The organism is Methylobacterium sp. J-092 (genome assembly GCF_022829325.1).
Taxonomy (GTDB): Bacteria; Pseudomonadota; Alphaproteobacteria; order Rhizobiales; family Beijerinckiaceae; genus Methylobacterium.
Map to the genome: position 1 here is coordinate 31151 of NZ_JAKSXU010000200.1, position 16879 is coordinate 48029.

At 72.5% G+C, this 16879-nt stretch carries 16 protein-coding genes; 2 read left to right on the forward strand and 14 right to left on the reverse strand.

The genetic code is table 11. From position 1 onward, the window contains the following. Positions 1 to 74: 74 nt before the first annotated feature. From addB to MKK60_RS24240, 8 genes are all read right to left on the reverse strand, one after another. Positions 75 to 3278, reverse strand: a complete 3204-nt coding sequence (addB, locus tag MKK60_RS24205; protein WP_243988860.1) for a double-strand break repair protein AddB — start codon at positions 3276 to 3278, stop codon at positions 75 to 77. Continuing rightward, positions 3275 to 3550 carry a hypothetical protein gene (locus MKK60_RS24210; RefSeq protein ID WP_243988861.1) on the reverse strand — a complete coding sequence of 92 codons (276 nt, stop codon included), beginning with the start codon at positions 3548 to 3550 and terminating at the stop codon, positions 3275 to 3277. Before MKK60_RS24210 ends, addB begins: the two co-directional genes overlap by 4 nt. A gap of 185 nt (positions 3551 to 3735) precedes the next feature. Beyond that, on the reverse strand, positions 3736 to 4056 hold the full coding sequence (locus MKK60_RS24215) for a hypothetical protein (RefSeq protein WP_243988862.1): 321 nt from the start codon (positions 4054 to 4056) through the stop codon (positions 3736 to 3738). A 40-nt stretch (positions 4057 to 4096) separates the two neighbouring features. Continuing rightward, positions 4097 to 4858: a nucleotidyltransferase family protein gene (locus tag MKK60_RS24220; protein ID WP_243988863.1), complete on the reverse strand. Its 762-nt coding sequence runs from the start codon at positions 4856 to 4858 to the stop codon at positions 4097 to 4099. A gap of 35 nt (positions 4859 to 4893) precedes the next feature. Continuing rightward, complete coding sequence (gene tsaE, locus MKK60_RS24225) at positions 4894 to 6519, reverse strand: tRNA (adenosine(37)-N6)-threonylcarbamoyltransferase complex ATPase subunit type 1 TsaE (protein WP_409567450.1); 1626 nt, start codon at positions 6517 to 6519, stop codon at positions 4894 to 4896. Positions 6520 to 6719: 200 nt separating this feature from the next. Continuing rightward, complete coding sequence (locus tag MKK60_RS24230; RefSeq protein WP_243934109.1) at positions 6720 to 7979, reverse strand: EAL domain-containing protein; 1260 nt, start codon at positions 7977 to 7979, stop codon at positions 6720 to 6722. A gap of 244 nt (positions 7980 to 8223) precedes the next feature. Then, a complete protein-coding gene (locus tag MKK60_RS24235; protein WP_243988864.1) occupies positions 8224 to 8883 on the reverse strand; it encodes a class I SAM-dependent methyltransferase in 660 nt (219 codons plus the stop codon). Then, positions 8880 to 10037: a glycosyltransferase gene (locus MKK60_RS24240; RefSeq protein WP_243988865.1), complete on the reverse strand. Its 1158-nt coding sequence runs from the start codon at positions 10035 to 10037 to the stop codon at positions 8880 to 8882. The genes MKK60_RS24235 and MKK60_RS24240 overlap by 4 nt, the downstream gene beginning before the upstream one ends. Before the next feature lie 114 nt (positions 10038 to 10151). On the opposite strand from MKK60_RS24240, the gene MKK60_RS24245 reads away from it, so the two are divergent. Beyond that, positions 10152 to 11366 (forward strand): DNA topoisomerase IB, encoded by a 1215-nt coding sequence (locus MKK60_RS24245; protein ID WP_243934111.1) that lies wholly within the window; start codon positions 10152 to 10154, stop codon positions 11364 to 11366. 28 nt (positions 11367 to 11394) lie between these two features. On the opposite strand, the gene MKK60_RS24250 is transcribed toward MKK60_RS24245, so the two are convergent. Continuing rightward, entirely contained in the window at positions 11395 to 12090 is a 696-nt protein-coding gene (locus MKK60_RS24250; protein WP_147727879.1) for a response regulator transcription factor, read from the reverse strand. A 249-nt stretch (positions 12091 to 12339) separates the two neighbouring features. Beyond that, entirely contained in the window at positions 12340 to 13236 is an 897-nt protein-coding gene (locus MKK60_RS24255; protein ID WP_243988866.1) for a GGDEF domain-containing protein, read from the reverse strand. Between the two features lie 176 nt (positions 13237 to 13412). Between MKK60_RS24255 and MKK60_RS24260 the strand changes: the two genes are divergently transcribed. Next, the gene (locus MKK60_RS24260; protein ID WP_243988867.1) at positions 13413 to 13796 is read left to right on the forward strand and encodes a hypothetical protein; all 384 of its coding nucleotides are present in this window, start codon (positions 13413 to 13415) and stop codon (positions 13794 to 13796) included. Positions 13797 to 13799: 3 nt separating this feature from the next. On the opposite strand, the gene MKK60_RS24265 is transcribed toward MKK60_RS24260, so the two are convergent. From MKK60_RS24265 to MKK60_RS24280, 4 genes are all read right to left on the reverse strand, one after another. Beyond that, positions 13800 to 14261 carry a hypothetical protein gene (locus tag MKK60_RS24265; RefSeq protein WP_243988868.1) on the reverse strand — a complete coding sequence of 154 codons (462 nt, stop codon included), beginning with the start codon at positions 14259 to 14261 and terminating at the stop codon, positions 13800 to 13802. 159 nt (positions 14262 to 14420) lie between these two features. Next, positions 14421 to 14666 (reverse strand): hypothetical protein, encoded by a 246-nt coding sequence (locus MKK60_RS24270; RefSeq protein ID WP_147727875.1) that lies wholly within the window; start codon positions 14664 to 14666, stop codon positions 14421 to 14423. 182 nt (positions 14667 to 14848) lie between these two features. Further along, positions 14849 to 15562 (reverse strand): ABC transporter ATP-binding protein, encoded by a 714-nt coding sequence (locus MKK60_RS24275; protein WP_147727874.1) that lies wholly within the window; start codon positions 15560 to 15562, stop codon positions 14849 to 14851. 11 nt (positions 15563 to 15573) lie between these two features. After that, positions 15574 to 16872 carry a lipoprotein-releasing ABC transporter permease subunit gene (locus tag MKK60_RS24280; protein WP_147727873.1) on the reverse strand — a complete coding sequence of 433 codons (1299 nt, stop codon included), beginning with the start codon at positions 16870 to 16872 and terminating at the stop codon, positions 15574 to 15576. Positions 16873 to 16879: the final 7 nt, after the last annotated feature.

A 16879-nucleotide genomic window follows, 5' to 3' on the forward strand; every position in this document is an offset into this window, starting at 1 on the left:
CTCGCGCCTTTCCCTCCCCCACTGCGGGGGAGGGAGACGCGTGCATCCGCTCCGATCGACCGGAGGCGACCGGATCAGCCCTCGCCATCTCCCCCGAGCGACCATTCGCCGACGCGGGCGAGGTGGTCGTAGTCACCGTAGGACTTGGCGTACTTCGCGTAGGGCCGCGAGGTGTAGGCGGCCTGCCCGGTCATGAAACGGGCGACGAGCCCCCTCAGGCGGGTGGCGTGCTCCTCGACGATCTCCGCCACGGTGCGCGGATCGCCCTTCGGCGGCTTCACGGCCAGCGGCACGAACGGCTTCCGCCCGCCCGAGGCGTGGACGTAGAGCAGGTCCGGCGTCGCGTTCGTCGCCGGAAACCCGTCGAACGCGCCGTGCATCAGCATCGCCGCCTCCAGGGTGAGCTGCGGTGAGAAGCCGGCAAAGATCTCGCGGGCCGAGGGCGGCGCGCCGGTCTTGAAGTCGACGATGCAGGCGCCGTCCGCCCCGCGCTCGATCCGGTCGGCGCGCGCCCGGAGCGTGAAGGTCTCAGGTCCCAGCGGGATCGCCCACCGTCCGAAGATCTCGGGCTCGACCCGCGCGAGGGTCGCCCGCCGCGCGATCTCCCAGGGGAGGTAGACCGCGGCCATGCGCTCGTAGCGCGGCCACCACTCGGCGTAGAGCTCGGGGTAGGTGTCGGCGGTGCCGGCGAAGGCCTCGACCGCGATCTGGTTGAGCCGTTCCCAGGCGATTGCGGGATCGGGCAGCGCATCGGGATAGCGCTCGGCGAATCGGCCGAAGATCGCGTGGATCATGGTGCCGCGGTCCCCCGCGCCGGGCCGCTCGGCCACCGCCTCGAGCGGATCGAGCCCGAGCACGTGGCGGGCGAAGACGGCGTAGGGGTCGCGCACCAGCGTCTCGATCTCGGTGACGCTGAGGCTGCGCGGGAACAGGGCCGGGTCGGGCTTGGGCTTCGGCTGGGTCAGCCGCGGCTGCGCGGGCGCCGTGTCGAGCACGCGCGCATAGCCGGCAAAGCGCCGGCCGGCGTCGAGGGTGGCCGCCCAGGCCGCCTCACCGGCGAAGGCGCGGATGCGCTGGAGGAAGCGCGACGGCACGGTCGGCGAGCCCTCGCGCTTGGCCGCGCGGGTGATCACCGCGTCGCGGCAGCCGAGGGCCTGGACGAAGTCGTGCGCCGCCTGGCCAAGCTGGCGCTCGGGCGGGTTGAGGCCGATGCGTTCGCGCATCGGCCGGTTGAGGAAGGAATCCGTGGTGGTCTTGCCGGGCCAGACGCCCTCGTCGAGCCCGGCGAGCACGACGCGGTCGTAGTGCATCAGGCGCGATCCGAGCGGATCGAGGATGCTCAGGCGCGGATGCGGCGCCGGCCCGGCGCAGGGCACGGTGCGGTCGGCGGCGAGCGTGGTGAGAAAGGCGGGGTAGTCGTCGAAGCTCCCCGGCAGCAGCGCCGCGTCGGCCTCGGCGCGGTGGCCGACGAGGTTCCGCACGTCGTCGAACAGCGTGTCGAGGCAGTTCAGCGAGGCATCGACGATCGGCTCGGCCACCTCCGCCGGCCGCGCCAGCAGCGCCTCGCACACCTCGGCATGGAGGCGCGCCGCCTCGACGAGATCGCAGGCGGCCGCCTCGGCGCCGCAGGGGCCGGCGAACGCGGCGAGCGGTGCGAACGCGGCCTCGAGCTGATCGAGGATCGTCGCCGCCAGGTCCCAATCGCGGTCGCCGAGGCGCTGCTTGGCCCGGGGCTGGTGCCTGTGCGGGGCGGCGCGTTGGACGGCGAGCGCATCCTTGAGCCCCTGGAAGCTGCCGGCCGGCGCCGGGCCGCGCAGCACGCCGATCTCCAGGGCCGCCGCGCCGCGCACGACGTCGCCGCGCGGGAGGCCGAGGCCGACCAGCGGATGGGCCAGGAGCGCGATGATCCGCGCCGGGATCGCGTCGCCCTGCTCTCGGTGGAGGTCGACGGCGAGTTCCGCCGAGAGGCGCGCCATCCGGCCCGCCGCGCTGCGGCTGAGAGCGAGACCGGCGCCGTCCTCGGCGACGATGTCCCAGCGGGCGAGCTCGGCGGCGACCCGCATGGCGAGCGCCCGGTCGGGCGTGATCAGCGCGGCGGTCCGGCCCGGCGCGGCGAGCGCCTCGCGCAGGGCGACGGCGGCCATCAGCGCCTCGTCGCGCTCGTCGGCCGCCTCGGCGACGGCGAGCCCCGCCAGACCCTGCCGGCCGAGGGTCTCGCGCGCCGTCCCGTCGAGGCGCGCCCAGGCATCCGTGGTCTCGGCCGGGCGCAGGGCCTGCGACAGCAGCGCGGCGCGGGCGGTCGCCTCGGGATCGTGGCCGCCGAGGTCGACGACCGCGTCCCGCGCGACGCCGAGGCAGCCGGGGCCGAGCAGCCGATGCAGCACGGCCTGCGGGTGGCCGTGGGCGATCTCGCGCTCGAAGCCGGCGCCGGTCTCGATCGCGTCCCAGCCGGCCGCGTCGAGATCCAGGTCGAGGCCGGGGAGCACCACCGCGCCGTGCGGCAGGCCCGCCACCGCGGCGATGAGCTTGGCGGTGGCCGGCACCGAGCCGGTCGAGCCGGCGATCACCACCGGGTCGCGCGGACGCTCGCGGGTGAGGCGGGCGGCCTCCGCCAGCACGAGGTCGCGCGCCCGCGAGACCGGATCGGTGAGGCCGCGCTCCGCCAGGATCCGCGGCCAGTTCTCGGCGGCGATCCGGACGAAATCGAGGGTCAGGCCGAAATAGCGCGAGTACTCGGCCTCGACGGCACCCGCGATCTCGGACCAGGGCAGGCCCTCGACGGTCAGCGCGTCCATCAGCCCTTCGAGGTCGGCGGCGAGCGCCACCGCGTCGGCGGGCGAGGCCGGCACCAGGAACGGCACCTCCTCGTCGATCGGCAGCAGCGAGCGGTCGACCGCCTGCGCCCAGGACTGCACCAGCCGGGCGAGGATCAGCCGGCGCTCGAGCTTCTGCATCTCCGGGTCGAGGCCGACGGCGGCGTTCGCGACCAGCGGCATCGCGGCGAGATCCAGCTCGGCCTCGTCCGCCTCGCCGAGCGGGATCATCCGCGGCAGCAAGGCCGCCTCGCCCAGCCGCGCCGCCAGGCGCTTGGCCAGCTCCTTCGCCACGCCCGGCGTCGGCAGGTAGATCGTGACGGCGGCGAGCGCGAGCGGGTCGCGCCCGAGATCGCCGACGAGGCGCCCGTCGAGCAGCGCATCGACCAGCGTCGGCAGGAACGGCGCGCCGCGGGTGATGGTGAAGACGTGGGCGTGTGGGTCGGTCGGGTCGATCTGGGTCAACCGAGGATCCGTTCGCGCTCGTGCGTGAAGTTGAGCACCTTCCTGCCCGACATCGCGCTGGTGCGGTAGAGGTGGAGGTCGTCGGTGATCAGGGTGACGTCCGGCTCCCGCGCGTTCGGGATCGAGACGTCGTTGAGGGGCAGCCTGTCGAAGTCGACGGAACCGACGGCATCCGCGCTCGGCGCATACGTCTCCGTCGCCGCCTCCGCGTAGGAAGGGAACGCCTCGAGAACCGGGGCAGGCGGGCCTGGTCGAATTGTCGGATCTGGCACGCGGTCTCGGCAAGAACGTTCGGCGTGGCGACGAAGATCGCCGCATTCCCGATCCGGAGTTTCAGCAGCACGAAGTCGTCGATCGTGTGGATGCGCGCGCCGATGCGCGGCGATGCATGATCGGGAGGCGGTCCCGACGAAGAGCAGCAGAAGCAGGTTCGTGTCGACGAGCAGGCGTCCGGCACTCAAGGTTCGACCCGGCGGTCGGTGACGGAGACGACGCGGCCGTCATCGTCCTTGAGGTGCACCACCTTGTAGGATCGTTTCGGATCGAGATCGCGCCCGAGAGCGGTCACGAGCGGCTTGGACGCGTCCCAGGGCCGCGAAAACCCGACGGTGATGAGCCGCTGGTCCAGCGCGTCGTCGAACCGGATCTCCTCGAGACCGATGTTCGTCGGCTGCTCGGCATCGAAGACCGCGGCGACGTATTCCTTCGCCTTGGAAACCGCTTCCTTCACGTCCACCGGGACCTCCGCAGCGACCAGGGCCATCCTCGATGCGAGCAATCTAGAGGTTCCGCATCCGTTCCTCAAACGGAATCGCGGCTCACCCCTCCTGCGCGCTCACCCGCACGCGCTCCTCGGCGGCGCGGATCGCGTCGGGCGTGCCGACGTGGAGCCATTGGCCGTCGAGCCGCAGCCCGGACAGGCGGCCCGCCGCGATCGCCCGGTCGAACAGCAGGTTGAGCGAGAACGCGCCGTCCGGCGTGTCGGCGAACAGCTCCGGCTTCACGATGGCGACGCCCGCGTAGATGAAGGGGGCCACCCGGCGCTCGCCGCGCCGCTCCAGCCGGCCGTCGGCGTCCATGACGAAGTCGCCCGAGCCCTCGTAGCCGAGGCTCGTGGTGGTCGGCGCCACCAGGAGCAGGATGTCCATCCGCGCCGCGTCCCAGGCCTCGATGAGCCGGGCGAGGTTCGGGGTCGGGCCCTCCAGCCAAAACGAATCCGAATTGAACACCACGAAGGGGTTCGCGCCGACCAGGGCGAGCGCCTTCTTCACGCCGCCGCCGGTCTCGAGCAGGGTCTCGCGCTCGTCGGACACGACGATCTTCGGAAGGCCGACGCGCTTGGCCAGGTGCCCCTCGATCAGGTCCGGCAGGTAGTGGACGTTGACCACCGCGGTCTCGATCCCGCCCTCCGCCGCCCGGTCGAGGGCGTGGTCGATCAGCGCCTTGCCCGCGACCTCCACCAGGGGCTTCGGCACCGTGGCGGTGACCGGGCGCATGCGCTTGCCCAGGCCCGCGGCGAGGACGAAGGCGCGGGTGATCGCGGCTTGCGCGGTCGGCGGCGAGGCGGGGGTGTCGCTCATGCACGGGGCTCGCGAAGGAGAGGTCGGACGGCGGTTCAGGCGGGCTCGGCCGGCGGCTCGGCGCGTCCGAGCAACCCCGGAAGGTGCCGCAGGTGCCAGTCCCGCAGGGACGCCAGCGCCGGGTGGGCGAGGTTGCGGGCGAGGTAGCCCTCGATCCGCGGGATGTGGGCGAGGTAGGCCGGCTTTCCGTCGCGCAGGTTCAGCCGGGCGAAGATGCCGAGGATCTTGGTGGCGCGCTGCGCCGCCAGGATGGCGTAGGCGGTGGCGAAGCCCTGCACGTCGAAGGCCGGATCGCGGGCACGGCGCTCGCGGGCGTAGAGGCCGAGCAATCTGAGCTCGAACTCGGCGTTGGCGTCGACCCGGGCGTCCTGCAGCAGCGAGGCGACGTCGTAGGCCGGGTGGCCGAGCACCGCGTCCTGGAAGTCGATCACGCCGATGCGCTCCAGCCCGTCGCGCTCGGGGAGCCAGATCAGGTTGGGGGAATGGTAGTCGCGCAGCGTCCAGGTCGGGCGGGCGGGCACGGCGCCCTCCAGCACCTCGGCCCAGAGCGCGCCGAACGCGTCCCGCGCCTCGGGCGGGAGCGTGACGCCGCGCAGCGCCGGGGCATACCAGTCCGGCAGCAGCTCGGTCTCGAACAACAGCGCCTCGGCATCGTAGGCCGGGATCACGTGGTCGATGCCGTCCGCCACCGGCAGCACGCCCGGCAGCTCGACCGCGTGGAGCTTGGCGAGCAGGCGCGTCGCCTCGGCGTAGCGCTCGGGCCGCGGGCCGGCGGCGTCGACCACCGGCTCGGTGCCGAGGTCCTCGAGGATCAGCAGCCCGGTGTCGAGGTCCTCGCCGTAGATGCGCGGCGCCGAGAAGCCGAGCGCCCGCAGGCCCCGGTCGATCGCGACGAAGGCGTGGACGCTCTCGGCGAGCTTGACGATGGCGCTGTAGGGCTTTCCGTCGCGCACCGGCGGCCCGTCGGCGCGCGGCGGCGAGATCATCAGCACCGCCGAGCGGCCGTCGGGATGCGTCAGGCGCTCGTAGGCGCGCGACGACGCGTCGCCCTGCATCAGGGTGCGGGTCGCCTCGTCCCAGCCGCTGCGGGCGAGAAGGGCGCGGACCGCGCGCGCCCGGTCGAGGCGGGCGCGCATGCCCTCGGTGCCGGAGATGCGGGCGAAGCGCGAGCCCTCGCCGAACTCGGGCCGCAGCGACAGGTCGATCGACAGGACCGGCCCCTCGCGGGGCGGAAGCCGCTCGGGCCACTCGACCAGGGTGATCGCGGCCTCGGTCATCTCGTCGAAGCCGAGCTCGACCAGCTCGTCGGCGCTGCGCAGCCGGTAGAGGTCGGCATGGACGATCGCGCCGAGGCGACCCTCGTAGGGCTGGATCAGCGTGAAGGTCGGGCTCGGGACCTCGAGGCTCGGATCGCCGGCAAGCTCGCGGATCAGCGCGCGCGCCAGCGTGGTCTTGCCGCCGCCGAGGCCGCCCGAGAGCGCGACGAGATCGCCCGGCATCAGGAACTCGGCCAGGAACAACCCGAGATCCTCGGTCGCGCCCTCCTCCGGCAGGACGATCTCCCAGGCCGGCGGCTGCGCGTCCGCGGGGGGCGTGCCCGGCGAGGGGGCTGCGCCCGAGACGGCACCCTGCCGGTCGTGATCGGGATCGTCCTCGCCCAAAACCGTCAACCTCCGAGCGCCGATGCGCGGCGCGGCCTTGCAACCGCACCGGTCTATCGGAGGATCCTTAACCGAACTTCGCGAAAACGCGCATCCCCGCACGGGGCGGCACCGGCCGCGACCGGCGCGGCGCGGTCGAAGCCGGTCGTCGCGATGAGATCGGCCGGGCGTGCAGGACAGCTCGGCCCATCCGCGGCCGGTCACGCCGCGGCGATCTGCGGCGCGTCGCCGCCGGCGGCCTTCCAGCTCCGGATCAGGGCGAGGGTGTCGGCCAGCGGCACCGGGCAGCCATAAAGGTACCCCTGGCCGTAGGCGCAGCCCATCTCGGCGAGCGCCGCCGCCTCGGCCGGCGCCTCGATGCCCTCGGCCACCACGGGGATGCCGAGCTCGTCGGCGAGCACGAGGATGGTCTGGATGATCTTGCGGTTGCACGGGGTGGTCAGCATCGCCCGGACGAAGGCGCGGTCTACCTTCAGGGTCGTGATCGGCAGCTTCGACAGGTAGCTCAGCGACGAGTAGCCGGTGCCGAAATCGTCGATGGCGATGCCCATGCCCGCCTCGCGGCACACGCTGAGGGCCTCGGTGGCGCCTGCGGGATCGCGCATCACCGTGCTCTCGGTGATCTCCAGCTTCAGCGTCGCGGGGGCGATGCCGGTGGAGCGCAGCATCTCGGCGACCATCGCCGGGAAGCTCGCGCGGGCGAGGTCGTAACCGGTGACGTTGATCGAGAGGAACAGCGGCCCGTCGGCGGCGCCCGGGTTCTGCAGGGCCGCCATCATGATCTCCGGCATGATCCGGCCGACCTCGGAGACGACCCATTCGGTGATCTCGACGATCAGCCCGCTCGATTCGGCCACGGGGATGAACGTCATCGGCGGCACCAGGCCCTGCTCGGGGTGGCGCCAGCGGATCAGCGCCTCGAAGCCGGCCAGCGTTTCGGTGCCGAGCCGCACGATCGGCTGGAGGAACAGCTCGAACTCGTTGCGGTCGAGCGCCCGGCGCAGGGCGCGCTCCATCATCACCACGGAGATCGCGGCCTGGAAATCCGCCTTGAGCGCCGGCGAGGGCTCGACGGCGACGGGGCGCGCCGTCACGGCCGGGGCATGCGGCTTCAGCAGCGCGATCGCGTCGCGATAGCGGGCCATGACCACGCCGAGGCACAGGCGCAGGATCGGGTCCGCCTGCAGGAGGCGATTCTCGATCTGCGCCTCGGAGATCGGGACGAGGACGCAGTCCTCGATCGCCCGCGCCGAGGTGGGGCGCGGGCCCGAATCGAGGATCGCCATCTCGCCGAAGATCTCGCCGGGGCCGCGCTCGGCGAGCGGTTGCTCGATGCCGTCGCGGCGCAGGAAGATCGCGGCCCGTCCGGCGACGATCAGGTAGGCCACGGTTCCGGGCTCGCCTTCCTCGAAGATCGCGCTGCCGGCGGGCAGCGTGATCGTAGCGTTGGGATCGTTCATCGTCCGGTCCATGTCCCACCGAAACCTCAGGTGGCCTGGAGCGAACTTTGCCCGACGGACATTAATCAACCTACAATTCGTTCGATCCCAAGCCGCGCAATACATACCGCCGCGAACGAATGCTGCGGCCGCGAAAAACGATCGATGACGTTGCGGCGTATACAACCACTGGATGGTCAGGCGAATACTATCTTCGATAGAAATCCGCATCGCCGGCCATCACCGGCGGCCTTCGGCGGCGCGATCACGCGACGAAGCGCCAGACGTGGCTCTGCTTGATCTCGGCATCCTCCAGCGCCCGCGTCACCGGCACGGCGTAGCTGACGATCGCCTCGAGGCGGGCGCGCGGCAGGTAGCTGCGGCCGGGATCGCCGATGAGCACCGTGGTGCCGGCCGCGTGCAGGCGCTTGAGCCAGTCGCCGACCGCGCCGGCGAGGTCGCGCTCGTAGAAGATGTCGGCGGCGAGCACGAGGTCGACGTCGGGCACCGTGCCGATCAGGTCGGCGGAGGAGGTGGCGATGCGCCCGGAGACGCCGTTGGCGGCGGCGTTCAGCGGGATCGCCGCGATCGCGAAGGCATCGAGGTCGCTGGCGAGCACCGAGGCGGCGCCGGATCGCGCCGCCGCGATCGCCACGAGGCCGGAGCCGGAGGCGAAGTCGAGCACGCGCCGGCCGGCGGCGATTTCCGGGTTGTCGAGGAGGTAGCGGGCGAGGGCTTGCCCGCCGGCCCAGGCGAAGGCCCAGAACGGCGGCGGCAGGCCGATCTCGGCGAGCTCGTCCTCGGTCTTCTGCCACAGCTCCGTCGCCTCGTCGGCGACGTGGAGCACGATCTCCGGCGCATGCGCCACCGGCAGCAGGCGGGTGTTCGCGCGGATGAAGGCGGCGGCGTTCTCCGGCGTGATCATGGCCCGAGCAGCTCGCGATAGAGGCCGCACACGGCCTGCACCACCGCGTGCTCCGAGAACCCGTCCTCGACGATGCGCCTGCGGGCCGCCGCGCCGAGGGCGGCCACGCGATCCGGATCGCCCGCGAGCCGGACCAGGGCGGCGGCCAGCGCCGGCGCGTCGCCGGGGGGGACGACGAGGCCCTCGATGCCGTCGCGCACCAGGGCGCGGCAGCCCGGCACGTCGGTGGTGAGCAGCGCCCGGCCGCAGGCGGCGGCCTCCAGCAGGGTGCGCGGCAGGCCCTCGCCGCCGCGGGAGGGCAGGCAGCCGACATGGGCGCCGGCGAAGGCCGCGGCCGCGTCCCGCGTCGGCCCGAGCCAGGCGACCCCGTCGCGGGACCAGTCGCGCAGCGTCGCCTCGGGGATCGCCCGGCGGTTCGAGGGATCGGGCGCGCCGTGCAGCGCAAGCTCGACCGCAGCGCCCTGCGCGCGGGCGAGCCGCACCGCCTCGACGGCGACGTCGATCCCCTTCGACCACAGCATCCGCGCCACGATCGCGACCCGGAGCGGCGGATGCGGCGGCAGCGGCCGCGGCACGAACGCGTCCGGGTCGACGCCGGCGCCGCCGACGATCGTCACCGCGGTGTCGGCCGGGTCGAGGCCGAGGGCGGCGGCGTCGTCCGGGTTCTCGAACAGGAAGCGGGTGCGCTTCGAGGCCAGCGGCCCGCGGATCAGGTGGCGCAGGGCGGTCCGCGAGAGGCGTCCGGCCGCGTCGGCGCGCGCGCCGATCAGCCCGAGGCCGGTGAGTGCGTAGACGCGCGCCGGGATGCCGGCCATCGCCGCCGCCGTGCCGCCGACCAGGATCCCGCGCAGCGCGATGCAGTGGACGATGTCGGGCTTCCAGGCCTTCAGGATCGCGGCGAGCTGCCCCGCGGCGTAGCCGGCGGCCATCGGGTTGAGGCTGGAGCGCTCCGCCTCCAAAGCGATCACCCGGGCGCCCGTCGCCTCGACCACCGCGCGGTGGTCGCGCACCCGCGTCACCACGGCGACCGACAGGCCCATCGCCACCGCCGCCCGCGCCATCGGCAGGAAATGCGAGGCGAAGAACCAGTCCTCGGTGACGACGAAGGCGAGGCGCCGCATCGGCGCGGCGGGGGCGGAAGGGGCGGCGTCCATCGCACGAGCCTCTAACACGGGCGCGCATCCATGTACGGCGGATACGCAGGCGCCGGAACACGGCCGCGCGGCGACCGGTTGAGGGCAGGCTTTCGCAAGCGAGGAGCAGCGCTCATGGCATCGGATCTCGTGTCCTCCGACGAGACCGCCGGCACCGTCGTCGACCCGCGCGACGCGGCCGCCGAGGCCGGGCTCGCCTACGTCGACGACACGATGCCGGGCCTGACCCGGAAGAAGACCGCCAAGGGCTTCCGCTTCGTCGACGCCAAGGGCGCGCCCGTCCGCGACAAGGCGCAGGTCCAGCGGATCAAGTCCCTGGCGATCCCGCCGGCCTACACCGACGTGTGGATCTGCCCGCGCAAGAACGGCCACATCCAGGCCACCGGGCGCGATGCCAAGGGGCGCAAGCAGTACCGCTACCATCCCGATTTCCGCGCGGCGCGGGACTCGACGAAGTTCAGCCACATCATGGCCTTCGCCGACGCGCTGCCGGGCATCCGCACGCGGATCGACGCGGACATGCGGCGCAGGGGCCTGTCGCGCGAGAAGGTGCTCGCCACCGTGGTGCACCTCCTCGAGACGACGCTGATCCGCGTCGGCAACGACGACTACGCCAAGGCCAACAAGAGCTACGGCCTGACGACGCTGCGCGACCCGCACGTGACGGTCGAGGGCGCGGCGATGACCTTCCGCTTCAAGGGCAAGAGCGGCAAGACCTGGAACCTGTCGGTGAAGGACCGGCGCGTGGCCAGGATCGTCAAGGCCTGCCAGGACCTGCCGGGCCAGGAGCTGTTCCAGTACATCGACGAGGCCGGCGAGCAGCGCGACGTGACCTCGTCGGACGTCAACGCGTACCTGCGCGAGATCTCGGGGCAGGACATCACGGCGAAGGACTTCCGCACCTGGGCCGGCACGGTGCTGGCGGCGCTGGCGCTTCGCGAGTTCGAGACCTTCGACGGCGAGGCCGGCGCCAAGAAGAACGTCCGCGCGGCGATCGAGAACGTGTCGGCCCGGCTCGGCAACACGCCGACCATCTGCCGCAAGTGCTACATCCACCCGCAGATCATCGACTGCTACCTCGAAGGCGCCCTGCTGCTCCAGGTGAAGGACGCGGTCGAGAGCGAGCTGGTCGAGGATCTCGGCCGCCTGCGCCCGGAGGAGGCGGCGGTGCTGAGCCTGCTGCAGACCCGGCTCGCCGGAGACGCGCCCTCGACCGGCACGGCGAAGGCCGCGCGCCGGACGGCTCGGGCCGGCAAGGCGGCGAAGGCGAACACGCCGCGCAAGCCCGCGGCGAAGGCCGCCAAGGGCGCGGAGGCCGCGCGCGCCTGAACGCGCGCCCGCCCGGGTCGCGGCGCGCTCAATGGCGCGCCGGACCCTCGCCCGTGCTGGCCCGCGCCGATTCGGCCCCGCGACGGCCCTGCTCGGTGTCGAGCACCGGCGCGAGGCCGAGCTGACGGGCGAGCGAGACCAGATCTTTCAACCGTCCGGTCTGGGTCTTGCGGCGCAGGTTGAGGCGGTGGGTCTCCACCGTGCGGACCGACAGCATCAGGCGGCGCGCGACCTCCTTGTTGCTGAAGCCGGCGCTGAGGAAGCGCAGGACCTCGGCCTCGCGCGGCGTCAGCCCGAGGCTGTCGGCCGGCTCCGCGGACGGGGCCGTGCCCGCCTCGACCTCGCTCCGGGCGATCAGCCGCGGGGCGCCCTCGGCCAGGGCCAGCACGGCGTTGCAGAGGTCCCGCGGCGTGGCGGAGCGGGCCACGAAGGCGTCCGCCCCGGCCTCCCGCAGCGCGTCGACGTCGGCCGCGTTCAGCGCCTGGAACGCCACCAGCGTCCGCAGCGCCGGCAGGCGCGCCTTGAGGTCCACGAGGTGGCTGAGCCCGACTTGCAGCCGGGTCTCGTCCAGGAAGATCAGCGCGACGGTGTTGGCCGGGTCGACCTGGTCGAGGTCGGCCTCGCCGATCGTATGGAGCGCCGGCATGTGCTCCAGCGTCGCGCGGAAGGCGGGATTCAGCTCCTGGGGCTCGTCGAACACCAGGACGTCTACGGCCGTACTCATACCGCGCACCCTTCTTTCCCGGCATGGCACAATTCGGCCGGGGTCGGAAGAAGTGTTTCAAGACTCGTTCCAGACGAATCCTGCGGTCTTTCGCAGTCGACTTGTGTCGAAATCAGATACGGCGCCAGGCTTATACTTAACGCGTGTCTCGCGCAGGCACAGCGCGATCAACCTTAACGTCCCTCCGTCTCCGCGACGACCGAGCGACGCAGGGCGGCGGGTCCCCGTGCCGGCGAAGCGGACCGGGCTTCAGCCGGCGCGGGCGAGGATGAGGTCGTTCTCGGCCGAGACGACGCGGTCGCGCCCGGAGGTCTTGGCCTCGTAGAGGGCGATGTCGGCGCGCTTGGTCAGCGCGGTGACGCTGTCGCCCTCGCACCAGGTGCTGACGCCGAAGCTGCACGTCATGCGCACGGGGCCGCGCGATCCGCGGATGCGGAGGTCCCTCACCTGCAGGCGGAGGCGCCCGGCGACGGCCTCGGCCTCCGCGAGGGAAAGTCCGGGCAGCACCACCGCGAACTCCTCGCCGCCGAGGCGCCCGACGATCCCCTGGGCGCCCAGAAGCTCGGCCACGGCCTTGATCGCGGCATCGCCGACATCGTGGCCGTGCTCGTCGTTGATGCGCTTGAAATGGTCGATGTCGGCGAGCACGGCCGAGAGCGCCCCGTGGTTGCCGGCGCGCTCGGTCGCTGCGCCGACCCGGGCGAAGAAGGCGCGGCGGTTGAGCAGGCCGGTGAGCGGGTCGGTCTCGGCGAGCCGGATCAGCTCGTTCTGCATCGTGGTCAGGCGCTCGGCCGCGCGCAGGCGCGCATGCAGCTCCTCGGCGCTCGGCGGCTTCTCGATGAAGTCGTCAGCGCCGCTGTCCAAGGCCTCGGCGAGGTTCCGCGCGTTGCGCGCCGACGACATCGTGACGACGTAGAGGGGGCGGCGCGCCTCGGCGAGGAGCCGGGCCGACCAGCACAGCTCCAGTCCCGTCACCGGCCGGACCTCGAGGCTGGTGATCAGCACCCGGACGCTCGGGGTCTCCTCCAGGAAATCGCGGGCGGCGGCCGAGTCCGTGAAGGCGCTCACGACGTGCCCGCGCGGTTCCAGCAGCCCGGTGATGATCTTGAGGACGACGCGGCTCGAATCGACGATGACGATGTGCATGGCGCGCGATACCGATGGAAACGGGTTCTGATGCAACCAGGCCTTAAAAACCTTAAGATGCAGTCTCGGCTCGCGCACACGTGGATGATCGGCGACGGAATCGTACGAACGCCGGTCGGCGCCGACGCGGCGCCGAGGACGAGCGGGAACCCCGATTGCGGGTGCGGGAGGCGAGCGTGACCGCGACAGGAAGGTCGGAGGGGGCGGAGGCGGCGCCGTACCCGCGCACGCCGGACGGGCGCTACTTCGTCGTCGGGGAGCGGCTCTGGCGCTGCACCGACCCGCACCTGCCGGAAGCGGCCCGGCAACGCCACGTCGACGCGCTGATGGATGCGCGCCGCGCCGTCGGGGCGGCCAAGCGGGCCGAACGGAAGGGCGATCCCCAGGCTCCGGCGCTGCTGCGGTCGGCGCGCGGCGCCGTGCAGGCCGCCAAGGAAGCCCTCGGCGAGCGCGGGCCGGTCTGGTGGACGGATGGAGCCGCGGACCAGGGCGGGCGCCATCCGCGCAACACGCCCTATGCCGCATGGTACGCGGCGCTCACCGAGCCCGAACACCGCTGACGCTCAGCGCCGCGGCACGGAGACCGTGACGACCGAGACGCCGTTCCCGGACTGGACCTGCCCGCCCGAGGTCCAGGCGCCATCGCGTCCACGCGACAGGATGCGCGGCCCCTGCCCGCGGCGGGAGGCCGGGCGAAGGCCGGGGTTGATCACGGTCACGCTCGGCGCCCCCACCGGTGTCTCGCGCAGGCCCGAGATCGTCGGGATGCCGTAGGTGCCGTAGCTCCAGGGGGCCGGGACGATGCGGTTCGGCGAGGGCACGCTGCTGAAGGGCGCACCGATATACGCACCGCGCACCGCCTCGTCGGCGAAGCCGTACCCGACCGGACCGCCATAGGCCGAGCCGTAGCCGTAGGGTGCGACGCGCACGGTCTCGGCGTGCGCGGCCCCGACGCCGAGCGACAGGGCGGCGGCGAGCGCGAACCGGGCGGCGATCCGCGAGCGGGACGGATGGTGACGGGTCATGGATCGCAACTCCGGTCGGGACGCTGACATGCGGGGCAAACCCCGGTCTCGCCGATCTCGTTCCGGTCGGCCCGCCCAAGCCACGGGCGAAGACTGCTTAAACCGCGCGGCGAGCGCTGTTGCCCACAGAATTGCGCGCGGCGCCGAAGTCGATCCCGCTCAACGGCAAGTGGTGATACGGCGGACGATCCAGCCTTCGCCCTCGACCCAGAGACGACGGCGGATCCGGCTGCAGGTGCCGCCGTCGTCCTCGCCCTCGGTGGCCGAGACCGGACGGACGGGGGGCGTCACCTCGGCGACCTTGGTCACGGTCGCGGTGGCGGGGGCCGCCGACGCCGTCGTGGGGGCGGCGAAGCCGAGGAGCGCGACGAGCGCGAGGACGGGAGCAACGGACGTCGTCGACATGGATCTGGGTCTCGCCTGGGCAGCTTGGCCGGCGCGTTGGCACCGGAGCGGAGACGCTTCGTGCGTGTCCGAACGGGTAATCCGCGACCCTTCGTTTCGGTTGCAACGCCTGCGCGGATCTCGCGACGAATGCTCCGATTCGGCACGGATGAAGCGCGGATCCCGAACCGCGCCGTGCGCCCTCAGTCCAGCTGCTGGATCAGCCCGTCGCGGATCGTGACCCGGCGGTCCATGCGGGCGGCGAGCTCCATGTTGTGGGTGGCGATGAGGGCGGCGAGGCCGGAAGCGCGCACCAGCGAGAGCAGGATCGAGAAGACGTGCCCCGCGGTCGAGGGGTCGAGGTTGCCGGTGGGCTCGTCGGCGAGCAGCAGGCGCGGGCCGTTGGCGACGGCGCGCGCGATCGCGACGCGCTGCTGCTCGCCGCCGGACAGCTCCGCCGGCCGGTGGACGAGGCGGTCCTTGAGGCCGAGGAAGCTCAAGAGCTCGGTGGCGCGCGCCTTCGCCTCGCCGCGCCCGAGCCCGCGGATGAGCTGGGGCATCACCACGTTCTCCAGCGCCGAGAACTCCGGCAGCAGGTGATGGAACTGGTAGACGAAGCCCATCTCCTCGCGGCGGAAGCGCGTGCGCTCGGCATCCTTCATCGCAGCGGTCGGCTGGCCGCCGACGTAGACCTCGCCGCCGTCCGGCCGCTCCAGCAAACCGGCGAGGTGCAGCAGGGTCGACTTGCCGGCGCCCGACGGCGCGACCAGCGCGACCAGCTCGCCCGGCCAGATCGCGAGGTCGGCCCCGCGCAGGATGTCGAGCGACCGGTCGCCCTGCGCATAGCGCCGCTCGACGCGGGAAAAGAACAGGGCCGGCACCGGCGGGATGCCGGCGCTCTCGGAGGTGCCGCTCATGGAAGTGCCGCTCAGCCGTAGCGCAGCGCCTGCACCGGATCGAGCCGGGCCGCGCGCCAGGAGGGATAGACCGTCGCGGCGAGCGCGAGCAGGAACGAGGTCAGCACCACGACGGTGATCTCGGTGGGGTTCATCTCGGCCGGGATCTCGGCGAGGAACCGCACCGTCGGGTCCCAGGCGCCGGGAAACAGCACGCGCTGGATCGGCTTGATGTTCAGCGTGATCAGGATGCCGAGCCCGAGGCCCGACAGGGTGCCGACGAGGCCGATCAGCGCGCCGTTGATCAGGAAGACGCGCATCACCGTGCCGGGGGTCGCGCCCATGGTGCGCAGGATGGCGATGTCGCTCGACTTGTCGCGCACCAGCAGGATCAGGCCGGAGACGATGTTCAAGGTCGCCACGACGACGATGAGGCTCAGGATCAGGAACATCACGTTGCGCTCGACCTCGAGCGCCCCGAAGAAGGTTCGGTTGCGCTGGCGCCAATCGGTGAGCAGCACCGGCCGCTCGGCCGCCAGCTCCAGCGGCTCGCGCATGGCGGCGACCGCATCGGGGTTGTCGATGTAGATCTCGATCAGGCTGACGTCGCCCTCGCGGTTGAAGAACGCCTGCGATTCCGCGAGCGGCATGAACACGAAGGTCGAGTCGAACTCGGTCATGCCGATCTCGAAGATCGCCTTGACCGTGTAGCTCTTGGTCCGCGGCGCGGTGCCGAAGGCCGTGGTCGCGCCCTTCGGCGTCGAGAGCGTGATGGTGTCGCCGGCCTGGATCGCCAGGCTGTCGGCGAGCCGGCGGCCGATCAGCACCCCCGAGCCGTCATCGAAGCCCTCCAGCGTGCCGCCGCGGAGCGACTTGGCGATGCCGCCGATCGCCCCAAGGTCGTCGCCGCGCACGCCGCGGACCAGCACGCCGCTGCCGCCGTAGGGCGACGAGGCGAAGGCCTGGCCCTCGACCAGCGGGATCGCGGCCCGCACGCCCGCCACCTTCGACAGGCGCTCGGACAGGTCGGCGAAATCGGTGAAGGTCCGGTCGATCGGGGTGACGAAGATGTGGCCGTTGATGCCGACGATCTTCGACAGCAGCTCGGTCCGGAAGCCGTTCATCACCGAGAGCACGATGATCAGCGTCGCGACGCCGAGCGCGATGCCGAGCACCGAGAAGAACGCCACCACCGAGACGCCGCCGCCGCGGCGGCGCGCGCGCAGGTAGCGTCCGGCGATGATCCACTCGAAGGCCGCGAACGGCGCGGTCGCCCCGCGCAGCCATGCCGGCTTCCGCGTGCTCGCCTCGGTGCCGGCTTCGACCGCCATCGGAGCC

What these genes read in the sequence shown, in the direction of transcription:
- MKK60_RS24265 (WP_243988868.1), bottom strand. Translation starts at nt 14,261, where the DNA reads ATGACCCGTCACCATCCGTCCCGCTCGCGGATCGCCGCCCGGTTCGCG.
- MKK60_RS24230 (WP_243934109.1), bottom strand. Translation starts at nt 7,979, where the DNA reads ATGAACGATCCCAACGCTACGATCACGCTGCCCGCCGGCAGCGCGATC.
- MKK60_RS24235 (WP_243988864.1), bottom strand. Translation starts at nt 8,883, where the DNA reads ATGATCACGCCGGAGAACGCCGCCGCCTTCATCCGCGCGAACACCCGC.
- MKK60_RS24245 (WP_243934111.1), top strand. Translation starts at nt 10,152, where the DNA reads ATGGCATCGGATCTCGTGTCCTCCGACGAGACCGCCGGCACCGTCGTC.
- MKK60_RS24255 (WP_243988866.1), bottom strand. Translation starts at nt 13,236, where the DNA reads ATGCACATCGTCATCGTCGATTCGAGCCGCGTCGTCCTCAAGATCATC.
- MKK60_RS24240 (WP_243988865.1), bottom strand. Translation starts at nt 10,037, where the DNA reads ATGGACGCCGCCCCTTCCGCCCCCGCCGCGCCGATGCGGCGCCTCGCC.
- MKK60_RS24250 (WP_147727879.1), bottom strand. Translation starts at nt 12,090, where the DNA reads ATGAGTACGGCCGTAGACGTCCTGGTGTTCGACGAGCCCCAGGAGCTG.
- MKK60_RS24275 (WP_147727874.1), bottom strand. Translation starts at nt 15,562, where the DNA reads ATGAGCGGCACCTCCGAGAGCGCCGGCATCCCGCCGGTGCCGGCCCTG.
- MKK60_RS24270 (WP_147727875.1), bottom strand. Translation starts at nt 14,666, where the DNA reads ATGTCGACGACGTCCGTTGCTCCCGTCCTCGCGCTCGTCGCGCTCCTC.
- MKK60_RS24280 (WP_147727873.1), bottom strand. Translation starts at nt 16,872, where the DNA reads ATGGCGGTCGAAGCCGGCACCGAGGCGAGCACGCGGAAGCCGGCATGG.
- MKK60_RS24220 (WP_243988863.1), bottom strand. Translation starts at nt 4,858, where the DNA reads ATGAGCGACACCCCCGCCTCGCCGCCGACCGCGCAAGCCGCGATCACC.